The 14,755-nt window shown below is 42.0% G+C and carries 13 protein-coding genes; all 13 read left to right on the top strand.

Annotation, left to right across the window (positions count from 1 at the left end):
* Positions 1-65: 65 nt before the first annotated feature.
* The 13 genes from ACY8D0_RS04500 (at position 66) to ACY8D0_RS04560 (ending at position 14,636) form a co-directional block, all read left to right on the top strand.
* Positions 66-1,304, top strand: a complete 1,239-nt coding sequence (locus ACY8D0_RS04500; RefSeq protein WP_462409280.1) for a M16 family metallopeptidase — start codon at positions 66-68, stop codon at positions 1,302-1,304.
* A gap of 140 nt (positions 1,305-1,444) precedes the next feature.
* A complete protein-coding gene (locus ACY8D0_RS04505) occupies positions 1,445-1,684 on the top strand; it encodes a YlmC/YmxH family sporulation protein (protein ID WP_462409281.1) in 240 nt (79 codons plus the stop codon).
* 298 nt (positions 1,685-1,982) lie between these two features.
* Positions 1,983-2,885 (top strand): dipicolinic acid synthetase subunit A, encoded by a 903-nt coding sequence (gene dpaA, locus ACY8D0_RS04510; protein ID WP_462409282.1) that lies wholly within the window; start codon positions 1,983-1,985, stop codon positions 2,883-2,885.
* Positions 2,882-3,481 (top strand): dipicolinate synthase subunit B, encoded by a 600-nt coding sequence (gene dpaB / locus ACY8D0_RS04515; protein ID WP_462409283.1) that lies wholly within the window; start codon positions 2,882-2,884, stop codon positions 3,479-3,481. Before dpaA ends, dpaB begins: the two co-directional genes overlap by 4 nt.
* Positions 3,482-3,653: 172 nt before the next feature.
* Positions 3,654-4,703, top strand: a complete 1,050-nt coding sequence (gene asd / locus ACY8D0_RS04520; protein ID WP_462409284.1) for an aspartate-semialdehyde dehydrogenase — start codon at positions 3,654-3,656, stop codon at positions 4,701-4,703.
* Between the two features lie 32 nt (positions 4,704-4,735).
* On the top strand, positions 4,736-5,980 hold the full coding sequence (dapG, locus tag ACY8D0_RS04525) for an aspartate kinase (RefSeq protein WP_462409285.1): 1,245 nt from the start codon (positions 4,736-4,738) through the stop codon (positions 5,978-5,980).
* Between the two features lie 64 nt (positions 5,981-6,044).
* Positions 6,045-6,923: a 4-hydroxy-tetrahydrodipicolinate synthase gene (gene dapA, locus ACY8D0_RS04530; RefSeq protein WP_462409286.1), complete on the top strand. Its 879-nt coding sequence runs from the start codon at positions 6,045-6,047 to the stop codon at positions 6,921-6,923.
* 213 nt (positions 6,924-7,136) lie between these two features.
* On the top strand, positions 7,137-8,807 hold the full coding sequence (locus ACY8D0_RS04535) for a ribonuclease J (RefSeq protein WP_462409287.1): 1,671 nt from the start codon (positions 7,137-7,139) through the stop codon (positions 8,805-8,807).
* 159 nt (positions 8,808-8,966) lie between these two features.
* Positions 8,967-9,722: a ClpP family protease gene (locus ACY8D0_RS04540; protein ID WP_462409288.1), complete on the top strand. Its 756-nt coding sequence runs from the start codon at positions 8,967-8,969 to the stop codon at positions 9,720-9,722.
* Entirely contained in the window at positions 9,719-9,943 is a 225-nt protein-coding gene (locus ACY8D0_RS04545; RefSeq protein ID WP_462409289.1) for a YlzJ-like family protein, read from the top strand. The genes ACY8D0_RS04540 and ACY8D0_RS04545 overlap by 4 nt, the downstream gene beginning before the upstream one ends.
* 145 nt (positions 9,944-10,088) lie before the next feature.
* Positions 10,089-12,446, top strand: coding sequence for a DNA translocase FtsK (locus tag ACY8D0_RS04550; protein ID WP_462409290.1), 2,358 nt, complete (start codon positions 10,089-10,091; stop codon positions 12,444-12,446).
* 304 nt (positions 12,447-12,750) lie between these two features.
* Positions 12,751-13,476: a GntR family transcriptional regulator gene (locus tag ACY8D0_RS04555; RefSeq protein WP_462409291.1), complete on the top strand. Its 726-nt coding sequence runs from the start codon at positions 12,751-12,753 to the stop codon at positions 13,474-13,476.
* A gap of 77 nt (positions 13,477-13,553) precedes the next feature.
* Positions 13,554-14,636 carry a BMP family lipoprotein gene (locus ACY8D0_RS04560; protein ID WP_462409292.1) on the top strand — a complete coding sequence of 361 codons (1,083 nt, stop codon included), beginning with the start codon at positions 13,554-13,556 and terminating at the stop codon, positions 14,634-14,636.
* Positions 14,637-14,755: the final 119 nt, after the last annotated feature.

Genomic DNA, 14,755 nt, shown 5'->3' on the forward strand with positions numbered 1-14,755 from the left:
TAGTCATAATAGGTATAATTAAGTATTGAATACGAGCATCCGCTGTATAGACAGGAGGAAGTCGATTGATAAATAAATACAAATGCCAAAATGGCGTAAGTATCGTTTTAGAACAAATCCCCAGTGTCCGATCGGTTGCGATTGGAATCTGGATCGGAACTGGTTCTAGAAATGAAAATCAAGAAACCAATGGGGTCTCCCATTTTCTTGAGCACATGTTTTTCAAAGGCACCACAACAAAAACAGCTAAGGAAATCGCAGAATCATTTGACAGTATCGGCGGGCAAGTGAATGCTTTCACCTCGAAAGAGTATACCTGCTACTATGCAAAAGTTCTCGATACACATTCAAAATTTGCCCTGGATGTGTTAGCTGATATGTTTTTTAATTCCACCTTTGTGGAAGAGGAATTGAACAAGGAAAGAAACGTGGTGCTCGAAGAGATTAAAATGTACGAAGATACTCCGGATGACATCGTGCACGATTTACTCAGTCAAGCGGTCTATGAAGACCATCCACTCGGATACCCCATACTTGGCACGGAAGAAACACTGAACACCTTCACGGGTCAGTCACTTAAGGACTATATTCATCAAAGATACACACCAGAGAATGTGGTCATCTCGATAGCGGGGAACGTACCCGAAACCTTTATCCATGAGGTGGAAAAGTATTTTGGGTCCTACGAGGGAGGAAAACAACAAGCCATTGAAAATACCCCTGTATTTCATGCTAACCGCAAGTCCAGAAAAAAGGACACAGAACAGGCACATTTATGTATCGGTTTTGAAGGGTTAAAAGTCGGGCATGAGGACATTTATAGTCTCATTACCTTGAATAATATATTGGGCGGCAGCATGAGTTCAAGATTATTTCAAGATGTCCGGGAACAACGGGGCTTGGCTTATTCCATTTTCTCTTATCATTCTGCCTATCAGGATAGCGGGATTGTCACCATTTATGGAGGAACAGGCGCTAAGCAGCTAAATGTACTGTTCGATACCATTCAAGAAACATTGGAAAAATTGAAGCAAGAAGGTATTACCGAAAAGGAACTGACAAACAGCAAAGAGCAGCTTAAGGGCGGATTGATGCTTAGCTTGGAAAGTACCAACAGCCGAATGAGCAGAAATGGCAAAAATGAGCTTCTGTTAAAACGTCATCGGTCATTGGATGAGATTATCGAAGAAATTGACCAGGTCACAAAAAACAGTGTAGATGAGATGGCCAGAAAAGTGTTTAATAACCATTTTTCTGTCTCATTGGTAAGTCCAGATGGGAACTTACCCGAAAAACTAATGTAAGAAAAACAGTTCGAATTTTTTCGAACTGTTTTTTTATGAGAACCATCTTGTTTTAGTGAACCGGCTGCAGTCGCTTTTCTTAGTCTAAACTTGGACTTCCCGCTATACACTAGTAGAAAAGAAGAGAGGGGCCGGTTGAAATGAGACTAAGTGAATTAAGTGGAAAGGAAATTGTTGATGTGAAAAAGGCTGAACGTTTAGGCGTTCTCGGTCAAACCGATTTAGAAATCAACGAGGCGACAGGACAAATCCAAGCCTTATTAATACCATCAGTAAAATGGTTTGGTTTCCGAAAACAGGGGGAAGAAATCAGGGTTCCTTGGCAGCATATAAAAAAAATTGGATCGGATATGATTATTATAGATGTACCGGAAGAATAAACAAGAAAAGCGCAAGCGCCCTGGTCAGCGCTCGACAGGACTCTTGCAGAAGCTAACGCTTTTGTTTGTGTGATGCTTATGCTGCCGAAGTCTTCCTTATAGAGATTGACAATACTCGAAGTAAAGTTATACTTTCTTATTATTTTGAAAAAAGCCCAAGCAAAACAACTTTTGCTTGGGCTTTTTTTATTTTCCTAGGCAGGAAAACTCACAGTTTAATTGGTTCTGCATAAGATGTGGAAGTGATAAAGCAAAAAGAATTTCTACAGGATTTTAATAAAAGAAGGTGAATGCTTTCATGCTGACAGGAATGCAGATAGCCATTATCGGCGGGGATGCTAGACAGCTGGAAATCATCCGGAAGTTAACGGAATTAGATGCACGTTTATCGCTGATTGGTTTTGAGCAGCTTGACCATGCTTTTACAGGAGCAGTCAAAGAAAAGTTAGATGAGGTTGATTTTGCTAATATAGATGCAATTATTTTGCCTGTTGCAGGTACCAATCATGAAGGACAGGTAGAAACGATTTTTTCCAATGAGAAGGTTGTTTTGACGGAAGATATACTTTCAAAAACTCCAGAGCATTGCACCATTTATTCTGGAATAAGCAATTCCTATTTAAATGGAATTGTAAAGCAATCGAAACGGACTTTAATTCAACTATTTTCAAGAGATGATGTTGCAATCTATAACTCCATTCCAACTGTAGAAGGTACCATTATGATGGCGATTCAGCATACTGACTTTACAATCCATGGATCCCAAATTACCGTACTGGGATTAGGAAGATGCGGAATGAGCACTGCCAGAGCATTTCATGCCCTTGGTGCAAAAGTTAAAGTTGGAGCAAGAAAAAGTGAACACCTCGCTAGAATAACGGAAATGGGTGTAACCCCGTTCCATCTGAGTCAAATTGTAAAAGAAGTTAGCAACACTGATATTTTAATCAATACGATCCCTTATCAAATTGTCAGTGCAGCCGTCATTTCGAAGCTGCCACCGCACACTTTGATCATTGATATTGCCTCAAAACCTGGAGGGACGGATTTCCGCTATGCAGAAAAAAGAGGCATTAAAGCTTTACTGGCGCCCAGTTTGCCAGGAATTGTGGCTCCTAAAACGGCAGGGCAAATACTGGCCGATGTTCTTTCACAACTACTCCAAGAAGAGCTTTACAACCGAAAGGGGAAAGGAAAATGAGTTTACAGGGCAAGAGAATTGGGTTTGGTTTAACCGGTTCACATTGTACTTACGATGCGGTTTTTCCCGAAATAGAAAAGCTTGTGCAAGCTGGAGCTGAAGTAGTGCCGGTAGTCACATTTACTGTTAAAAATACGGATACCAGATTCGGGAAAGGGGAGGATTGGGTAGAGCGGATTGAGGACCTAACAGGCAACAAAGTCATTGATTCCATCGTTAAGGCTGAACCACTGGGGCCGAAAATGCCGCTCGATTGCATGGTGATTGCACCTCTAACGGGCGTGTCCATGAGTAAATTCGCGAATGCCATGAATGACAGTCCTGTATTAATGGCTGCAAAAGCCACATTGAGAAACCTGAAACCAGTGGTGCTCGGAATATCGACCAATGACGCACTTGGCTTAAATGGTGTAAACTTAATGAGGTTAATGGCAACCAAACATATATATTTCATTCCTTACGGCCAGGATGATCCGGTTAAGAAACCGAATTCCATGGTGGCAAGAATGACCATGTTGGTTGAAACAGTGGAAGCGGCCTTAGAAGGAAAGCAAATCCAGCCTGTTTTGGTAGAGCGTTATAAAGATGGCGACTAATTAAATTGCCCTATATAAATATGGTTATTTCTTTAATAGAATATGATAAAATAGATTAATCATTCATCAGTGGGTTCATTTTGAGTGCAGGACCCGCTGGTGAGTTAATAAAAATGAAACGCTGGATAAATTCGAAAAAAGTGACCAGCTAGTATAGGAAGGGGAACACAGAATGAGTCTTCAAAACGGATTTCACGTTGCTGTAGTAGGGGCAACAGGCGCAGTTGGACAACAAATGATTAATACACTAGTTAAGCAGAATTTCCCTATAAGCAAGCTTACTCTTTTGTCATCATCACGTTCAGCAGGCAAAAAAATCACCGTTAATGGTGAGGAACTTACAGTACAAGAGGCAAAACCAGAAAGCTTTGAAGGTGTGGATATCGCCTTGTTTAGCGCGGGTGGCAGTGTTTCTAAAGAACTGGCACCAGAAGCAGCAAAACGTGGAGCTGTCGTTGTGGACAACACAAGTGCATTCCGTATGGATGCTGATAAACCGTTGGTGGTTCCTGAAGTTAATGAAGACGATTTGAAGCTTCATAACGGGATTATTGCCAATCCGAACTGTTCAACCATTCAAATGGTTGTGGCCCTGGAACCAATCCGTAAAAAGTTCGGCTTGAAAAAAGTGATTGTATCAACCTACCAAGCGGTTTCAGGAGCGGGTGCTGCTGCAGTCCAGGAACTAATGGATGAAACAAAGGCCATTTTAGCGGAAGAACCATTTGAGCCAAAAATTCTTCCGGTAAAATCAGATAATAAACATTATCAAATTGCTTTTAATGCGATTCCGCAAATTGATAAATTCCAAGAAAATGGTTATACATTCGAAGAAATGAAAATGATAAATGAGACAAAGAAAATTATGCATTTACCAGAACTTCAGGTTTCCGCAACTTGTGTCCGGCTTCCAGTCGCTGTAGGGCATTCAGAATCTGTGTATTTTGAGATTGAGGCTGACAATGTAAGTGCGGATGAAGTTAAAGCGTTATTAAAGGATGCGCCTGGTGTCGTGTTGCAGGATGATCCAGAAAATCAAGTATATCCAATGCCTGCTGATTGCGTCGGAAAAAATGATGTGTTTGTTGGACGAATCCGTAAAGACATTGATGAGGACCGCGGTTTTCATATGTGGGTAGTATCCGATAACCTTCTGAAAGGTGCAGCCTGGAATTCAGTACAAATTGCCGAAAGTTTAATAAAATTAGGCTTAGTAAAATAAGCAACATCAATAAAGGCAGGTTTGGGATCACGATGAAAATCATTGTACAAAAATTTGGCGGTACATCTGTGAGAGATGAAAAAAGCAGAAAACACGCACAGCGTCACATAGAAAAAGCGATTGCTGAAGGCTATAAAGTGGTAGTGGTCGTATCTGCAATGGGCAGGAGCGGGGAACCATATGCAACAGATACCCTTCTTTCTTTGGTAGGCGGGAATGTAAGCAAAATCTCAAAGAGGGAACATGATTTACTCTTGTCCTGTGGTGAGGTTATTTCCAGTGTGGTGTTCACGAATATGCTTTTGGAGGACGGAATACATGCAGCGGCATTAACAGGGGGCCAAGCAGGATTCCGGACTAACAGTGATCATACAAATGCTAAAATCGTTGAAATGAAATGCGATCGTCTGCTGCGGGAACTGGAGAACCATGATGTGGTCGTTGTTGCCGGCTTCCAAGGGGCAGCAAAGAACGGGGATGTAACAACCATTGGCCGCGGCGGGAGTGATACCTCTGCTGCGGCGCTAGGAGCTGCGTTAAATGCAGAGTGGATTGATATTTTTACCGACGTGGAAGGAATTATGACGGCAGACCCTCGAATTGTTGAAAATGCTAGGCCGCTAACCGTTGTCACCTATAACGAGGTGTGCAATATGGCTTATCAGGGTGCCAAAGTGATTCATCCAAGAGCGGTGGAGATTGCGATGCAGGCGAAGGTCCCAATCCGGATTCGGTCAACCTATTCCGAGTCCCCAGGCACGCTGGTAACCTCTTTAAATAGACAAAATCGCGGCAGTGACATTAGAGAGCGGCTCGTTACCGGAATCGCCCATGTATCAAATGTCACCCAAATTAAAGTTTATGCGAAAAAAGAACAATATTATCTGCAGGCTGAAGTGTTCAAGGCTATGGCCAATGAACAGATCAGTGTGGATTTTATCAATATTTCTCCCACCAGTGTCGTTTATACGGTAACGGATGAAATGGCTGACCGCGCCGTTAACGTATTACAGAACCTTGGTCACGACCCTGTTGTGGAAAGGCATTGCGCGAAAGTGTCCGTTGTTGGGGCAGGTATTGCGGGGGTCCCTGGAGTAACCTCCAAAATTGTATCTGCCTTATCCGACCAAGGCATTCGTATACTGCAATCGGCTGATAGTCACACAACAATTTGGGTCTTAGTGAAGCAAGATGATCTGGTAAAATCGGTTAACGCATTACACGATGCCTTTCAATTAGAGGAAGAGACCATGGAATATAATCTTTCCGATATATAACTGGTTAAAGAGCATAACTAAAGACGAGCGGGCTAATAACCAGAGGTTTGAGAGGAGTAAGATAATGGTTCATTTCGGGAGAGTTTCTACGGCAATGGTAACCCCTTTTGATCGTAAGGGGCATATTGATTTTGCCAAAACCACGAAGCTTGTGGATTATTTAATTGAAAATGGAACAGAATCACTTGTTGTGGCAGGCACCACAGGGGAATCCCCAACATTATCCAAAGAAGAAAAACTGGCTTTATTTGCTCATGTTGTAAAGGTGGTCAACAAAAGAATTCCTGTCATTGCCGGCACTGGCAGCAACAATACCTATGCCTCCATCGAACTGACCAAAAAAGCGGAACAGCTTGGAGTAGATGGAATCATGGTGGTTGCCCCGTATTACAATAAACCGAACCAAGAAGGTTTATATCAGCATTTCAAAGCAGTGGCGGAAGCAACAACGCTTCCTGTTATGATTTATAACATTCCCGGAAGATCAGTTGTTTCCATATCTCCTGAAACTGTCATTCGTTTGTCCAAAATACCTAATATAGTGGCAATTAAGGAAGCAAGCGGAGATTTAATTGCCATGACTAAGATTATTGCAAGTACGGATCATGAGTTTGTTTTATATTGCGGGGATGACAGTATGACCATCCCGATCCTTTCCATCGGCGGTGCCGGAGTTGTTTCAGTCGCTTCCCACGTGATTGGAAATGAGATACAGAAAATGGTTACGGCATTTTTTGAAGGCAAAGTACAAGAAGCAGCAAAATTGCACCAACAGCTGCTTCCAATATTCCAGGAGTTATTTGCCGCTCCGAGTCCCGCACCTGTAAAAACGGCCTTGCAAATGAAGGGATTGGATGTAGGGTCCGTGAGATTGCCCCTAGTTGGGTTAACCGAGCAAGAGCGCAGTAAACTAATCTCAGTCCTAAATAATAATCAGCAATAAAAACTGGATGGCAGCTGAAAAAAGCTGCCATTTTTATTTTCGTTCGATGGGTCCCTTTTCTTTTTTGGTTGTAAAGGCTTTCGAGTCTAAAGTATAATAAGTATAACTGATTTCGGTCGGGCTAAATATTTTTGGCTGATAGCAACTCGAAAGCTGTTGGCTGATAGTAATCAAGAAAGATAAATTGGACGTCAACATAGGAGGAAAAGGATAGTGATTAAGAAAAAAAACCAATCCATTAAGGTGATTGCGCTTGGTGGGGTAGGAGAAATCGGAAAAAATATGTATCTTGCAGAAGTGGACAAGGACATATTTGTGATAGATGCCGGGCTAATGTTCCCCGAGGAAGAAATGCTCGGCATCGACGTAGTTATTCCGGATATTACCTATTTAAAAGATAATAAGGAACGGGTAAAAGCGATTTTTTTAACACATGGACATGAAGATCATATAGGAGCGCTTCCTTACATATTGAGTGATTTGGATGTACCGGTGTATGGAACGAGGCTGACATTGGCTTTAGCTAGTGCCAAATTAAAAGAGTTCGGTTACACGGGCAAAGTGAATTTTAAAGAGACGGATTCCGATACAGTCATAGAATTTGAATCTGTCGATGTCAGCTTTTTTAGGACGAACCACAGTATCCCGGATTCAGTAGGGGTATGCGTTCATACTTCAGAAGGCAGTATCGTTTATACAGGTGATTTTAAATTTGACCAAGGCGCATCCAAACTTTACAGACCTGATATCGGCAAAATGGCCGCCATTGGTGAGGCGGGCGTTTTATGTTTGCTTTCCGACAGCACGGAAGCCGAGAGGCCAGGTTATACGGCGTCTGATGCGATCGTCGAGCGGGAATTGTCAAATGCCATTTATAATGCCCCCGGCCGAATTATGGCGGCATGTTTTGCATCTGATATAAACAGGATTCAGCATATATTTAATGCGGCAAAGGAAAACAACCGCAAAGTGGCAGTGGCAGGGAGAAGCCTGGAACAGATCTTCCATATTGCCCTCGACTTGGGTTACTTGGAAGTGCCCGATGATTTGATTATTTCCATCACGGAAATTAACCAATATCAGGACCGTGAAATTGTCGTCCTTATGACAGGCAATCAAGGTGAACCAATTGAAGCCCTTCAAAAAATGGCCAAACAGACGCATAAATTGGTCAATATCCAACCTGGCGATACCGTATTAATAGCGGCTTCTCCGCTTAAGGGAAGTGAGATCCTCCTGGCTAGAACTGTTGATATGTTATTTAGGGCAGGGGCGGATGTCATTTCCGGCAAGCGCACCATTCATGTTTCAAGCCATGGCAGCCAAGAAGAATTAAAGTTTATGATTAACTTGATGCAGCCCAAACTATTCATACCTGTGCATGGTGAGTATCGGATGTTAAAAGCGCATCGGAAGCTGGGATTGGAAAGCGGGCTGAAAGATGAACAGATTATAATTCCAGACCGTGGTGATGTGGTCGAATGGAAAGAGGGAAAAGCAGCCATTGCGGGAAAAGTCCCATCTGGCAATATCCTGATTGATGGAATCGGTGTCGGTGATGTTGGGAATATCGTCCTTAGGGACCGTAAGCTGTTATCACAAGACGGAATTTTAATAGTCGTGGTTACATTAACAAAACAACATGAAAAGAAAATTGCAGCTGGACCGGAAATTATCTCAAGAGGGTTTGTCTATGTACGGGAATCAGAGAAGTTAATGGATGATTCGACAAAATTGGTCCGCGATATTGTAGAAAGAAATCTGGCAAAAGCCGTTTTTGAATGGGCCAGCCTAAAGCAGGAAATCAGGGATGATTTGAATCGCTATTTATATGAAAAGACGAAAAGAAGGCCCATGATCCTCCCGATTATTATGGAAGTTTAATAAATAAAAAATTTGAGGATGGCTATAAGGGTAAAACCCTTTAGTCATCCTTTTTATGTACCTGAGTAAAAATGCAGAAAGTGAATTTTATCCCTTCAGGGCATGAATTTACCACGGTGGTAAATAATAAAAGATATCATGCGTGAAGGGAGCATTCGAATGAATAACGATTATATAAGAAACAACTCTGATAATCAGGAGGGGCAAAATCCTCCAAAAGAGGATAAGCCGGTGTCTCCATTAATAGAAAAAATACAACAGCTTGGTCAAACCAATGTACCGCAATTATCTTCAGATTCCAAAATTCATTGTTTGACAATTATCGGTCAAATTGAGGGACACTTGGCACTTCCCCCACAAAATAAAACGACGAAGTATGAACATATTATTCCCCAATTGGTTGCCATTGAGCAAAACCCAAACATTGAGGGGGTGCTGATTATTCTGAATACAGTAGGCGGTGATGTGGAGGCTGGACTGGCTATCTCAGAAATGCTCGCCTCACTCTCTAAACCTACTGTTTCCATTGTGTTAGGGGGTGGGCATTCTATAGGCGTGCCTATCGCGGTATCTTGCAACTATTCTTATATTACCGAAACGGCAACGATGACCATACACCCGATTCGTCTTACCGGGTTGGTAATTGGGGTTCCGCAGACATTTGAATACTTGGATAAAATGCAGGAGCGGGTCGTTAATTTTGTTATGAAGCATTCTAAAATTGCGGAAGAGACATTTAAAGATTTAATGTTTGCCAAAGGAAATTTAACGAGGGATATCGGAACGAATGTCATTGGGGAGGATGCCGTAAAATACGGATTAATTGATGAAATAGGCGGAATTGGCCAAGCTATGAAAAAGTTAAATGAATTGATTGATCTTCAAAAAGAAAAGGATGAAGGATTGATTCAATGATACTATACACAATGATGCCTTATGAACTGGTGTTTCCTTATGAGACCGACGGATATGCTAAACAGCAAGTGGTAACATACAATGGCATCCCACTGGTTGTGGAGACCGACGGATCTCAATACGCGCAAGTCGTACGGGTTTTAAGCAGCGATCCACAGCATTTTTTAAATGATCAAATTTGTCCGGGTACCAAAATTTCTTTTGCCAATCTTAATGGTTAGCAGAATCTCCAGCTAGAAATTATGGTATAATCAGGGTAGTCAGACAAGAGCAGCCAAATCGGCTGCTTTCTTCCTTTTTTTATATAATTCCTTTCGTTAAATTGTGAAGACAGTCAAATAAACATATCTTGTATAAGGTGATTAGATGGCCAAAAAAAAGAAAAGACAACCGAAACGAAGAGAAGCGCAGCTAAAACGCACCCTAAAATATGAATTATCGGCCCTGGCATTACTGGCCCTGGCGATTATCTCCATCGCTAAGCTCGGAGCGGCAGGAAGGGCTACGGTTCTATTCTTCCGTTTTTGGATGGGGGAATGGTATATGCTTAGTTTACTTGGATTGGTTTTACTAAGCATTTATTTAATGTGGAAGAGAGAGCTTCCTTACCTCTTTCATGTAAAATTAGCCGGAAGTTATTTCATTGTTTCCGCAATATTGCTTCTAAGTCATGTAGCCCTGTTCCATCCGCTGTTAGCCGATGGAAAACTTAGAAATCCAAGCGTGATTAAAAATACATGGGAATTATTCATGATGGAGCTTCGCGGAGAAACAAGTACTACCGACTTGGGCGGGGGGATTCTTGGAGCTATATTATATGCCTTATTCCATTACTTATTCGCGGAAACCGGGACAAAAATAATCGCGTTTATATTTATTATCATTGGTTTTATTTTGCTCACGGGAAAATCATTCGGGGAACTGATTGCAAAAGTAATGACGGTAGGTTTGGGCTTTTTTAAAACACAATGGGAAGAATTCAAATCGGACATGTCAGATTGGAAGCAAAAGCAGCAAGAACGTAAGAATCAACGAAGTACGCAAAGAAATGAGGGACAAGCTGCCGTTGTGGGCAATGCCCCTGCAACTACGGACATAGACCCTGCCATTCATGCCACAGAAACTTCGAACGCACCTGAACCGATAATTTCGAATTTCGCCGATCGGGCATATCTAGAGGAATCCGTAAACGAACAAAGTCATCAAGACCAGGTGAAACGAAGAAGGAAGAAACAGGAAGATGACGAACCGGAGGAGGATAATTCTCCACCGATTACCTTTACGGAAGTAGAGAATACCGATTATGAATTACCGCCTTTAAGACTGTTAAAGTTGCCTAAGAAAACCGACCAAAGCGGAGAATATGAACTCATTAATAAGAATGCGGCAAAACTGGAGCGGACTTTTCAAAGTTTCGGTGTAAAGGCAAGGGTAACACAGGTACATTTAGGGCCGGCAGTCACAAAATATGAAGTGCATCCCGATGTTGGAGTAAAGGTAAGCAAAATCGTAAGCCTGAGCGACGACATTGCGCTTGCCTTGGCAGCGAAAGGTATACGGATTGAGGCCCCAATTCCAGGAAAGTCGGCGATCGGAATCGAAGTGCCAAATACTGAAGTGGCCATGGTTTCACTTCGGGAAGTTTTAGAGGCCACCCAAAATGACAAGCCGGATGCCAAATTGAGTGTTGTATTAGGCAGGGATATCACTGGTGAGGCTGTAGTAGCAGAATTAAATAAAATGCCCCACCTTTTGGTAGCGGGTGCCACAGGAAGCGGAAAAAGTGTTTGTATCAACGGTATCATTACCAGTTTATTAATGCGCGCCAAGCCTCATGAGGTCAAATTAATGATGATTGACCCAAAGATGGTCGAACTAAATGTTTACAATGGGATTCCCCATTTGCTGGCACCAGTAGTGACAGATGCTAAAAAGGCATCACAGGCGCTAAAAAAGGTTGTCAGTGAAATGGAGCGGAGATATGAACTATTTTCGCATACTGGAACCCGGAATATCGAAGGATATAATGATCATGTACGAAAACATAACCTTGAGGAGAACGATAAACAGCCGTTGCTGCCGTATATTGTCGTAATCGTGGACGAGTTGGCCGATTTAATGATGGTTGCATCATCTGATGTGGAAGATTCGATTACCAGGCTGGCCCAAATGGCCCGTGCAGCGGGAATTCATTTGATTATTGCGACTCAGCGGCCATCTGTTGATGTTATCACTGGTGTTATAAAAGCTAATATCCCATCCAGGATTGCGTTTGCTGTATCGAGTTCAACGGATTCCCGAACCATCCTTGATATGGGGGGAGCTGAAAAGCTTTTAGGAAGAGGGGACATGCTGTTTATGCCGGTCGGGGCAACAAAACCAGTACGGGTGCAGGGCGCGTTCCTTTCGGACCAAGAGGTGGAGGACACGGTGGAATTTGTCATCTCCCAGCAAAAAGCCCAGTATCAAGAGGAAATGATTCCGGACGATGTACCTGAAGTAGCAGGTGAAGTGGATGATGAACTGTATGATGAGGCGGTTGAACTGATTATCGATATGCAGACCGCTTCGGTTTCCATGCTGCAACGCCGTTTCCGAATCGGTTATACTAGAGCTGCCCGTCTGATAGATGAAATGGAAGTCAGAGGTGTCGTCGGTCCCTATGAGGGAAGTAAGCCTCGGGCCGTTCTCGTGTCAAAACCGAATGAAGAAAAAAGTTCATAAAAGGTGGAATTGAAAAAAAGAGCCAATTGGCTCTTTTTTTATGATTATTTATCCAAACTTTGAATAAATAGTAATAGGTAGGGAAAATTTCCTAATATGGTTTTTTAAAGCAGTTGTTCAATTATAGCAGATTTTTTAGCGTCTGAAAGCGATAATACGAGTCAAAATTTTTCATTGTGCCTTTTTTCGACAAATTCAAGAATTTCTATTTATTTATACCATAAAACATGATAATATAAATCACGATTAGTAGGAATGATATCAGATGTCTGATGTCTTAGGAAAAAAGGCGGGGGATAGCAGCATGTCCATAAAGTCAGATAATCGCCATTTGTATTTGCAAGTGATTGATCGCCTAAAGCAAGATATCGAAACGGGAGTCTATAAAGAAAAAGAAAAATTACCCTCTGAATTCGATCTTGCTAAACAGCTCGGGGTGAGCCGGGCAACCTTAAGGGAAGCCTTGCGGATTCTTGAGGAAGAAAACGTTATTATCAGGCGTCATGGCGTTGGAACATTTGTGAATGCGAAGCCATTATTTACTTCAGGAATTGAACAACTAAACAGCGTGACGGACATGATTAAACATGCTGGCATGAAACCTGGTACGATTTTTCTAAGGTCATCAAAACAAAATCCTACCGAAGAGGATGTTCGTCGTTTCAAGTGTTCTCCAAATGAGGAAATTGTAGTAATAGAACGGGTTAGAACGGCCAATGGGGAACCAGTCGTTTATTGTATCGATAAAGTTCCGTCACATATCCTGCCCGAAACCTTTTCTCATGAGGAAGAATCCATTTTTAACATTTTGGATGGGGCAGCAAATAAAAGAATTACATACGCAATAGCACAGATTGAGCCAGTTGGCTATCATGAGAAAATTTCCCCCATTTTAGAATGTGAACCAGAAACCGCTTTGTTAGTATTAAAACAAATGCATTTCGATGAAACGGATGAACCTGTACTCTTTTCGGTAAACTATTTTAAAGCAGATAAATTCAGTTTTCACGTGTTAAGGAAAAGAGTATAACTCTACTGAACTTGGAAGCTGAATATATTTGTGTGCATTTCTACTTTATCAAACAACATATTTAGGGGGTAAATACCTTGAAAAAGCGTAAAATTGGAATGGCGCTATCCTTGGTTCTTGCTGCTGGTACACTGTTGGGTGCTTGTGGTAAAAGCAATGACAATGCTGGTGATGATGCAAAAAGCGGAGACAAAGAAAAAGCTTTTACAGTAGCAATGGTTACTGACGTTGGCGGTGTTGATGACAAATCCTTTAACCAATCTGCTTGGGAAGGTCTTCAGGCTTTTGGTAAAGAAAACAGCATGGAAAAAGGTAAAAACGGGTATGACTACCTTCAATCTAAATCAGATGCTGATTATTCAACAAACTTAAATACTCTTGCACGTCAAGATTTTGATTTAGTATTTGGTATTGGTTTCATGATGCAAGGTGCTGTTGAAGAAATTGCCAAACAACAAAAAGACAGCCATTTTGCAATTGTCGACTCCGAAGTTGACCAGCCAAACGTAGCCAGCATACTCTTCAAAGAGCAAGAAGCTTCTTTCTTAGTTGGAATTGCAGCCGGAATGGCAACAAAATCCAATAAAATCGGATTTATTGGCGGTGTGGAAAGCGAAGTAATTGAGCGCTTTGAAGCAGGTTTCGAAGCTGGCGTTAAAGCGGCTAACCCAAATGCTACTGTTGATATCCAATATGCAGGTGCGTTTGACAAAGCTGAACTAGGCCAAACCATTGCATCTAAGATGTACTCTTCCGGTGCTGACGTAATATTCCACGCTGCCGGTGCAACCGGTAATGGTTTATTCAAGGAAGCAGTTGACCGCAAGGCGAAAAATCCAGATGCAACAATTTGGGCAATCGGTGTAGACCGTGACCAAGCCGATATGGGTCCAGATGTCGTTCTTACTTCTGCACTTAAACGTGTTGACGTCGCAGTTCAAGATACAGCAACAAAAGCAAAAGAAGGCAATTTCCCTGGCGGAAAAGTAACCCTGTACGGATTAGCTGAAGACGGTGTGGCTGCGGCTCCAATTAATGCAAAAGCCGCTAATAAAGCTGACATTGACGCTGCCATTAAGACTTGGGTTGATAAAATTAAATCCGGAGAAGTAAAAGTTCCAGGAACACGTGCAGAATTAAAAACATTTAGCACAAAATAATAAGTACATCAGGGAATAAGTGGGAGGAATTTTCCTCCTTCTTATTCTTTCTTATTGAAATCTTAACTGAAGTGTAGAAAGCATTTCTACTTTTCATTTAGGATTTTAGCAGCGAGGGT

This window comes from Neobacillus camarae, assembly GCF_054950115.1.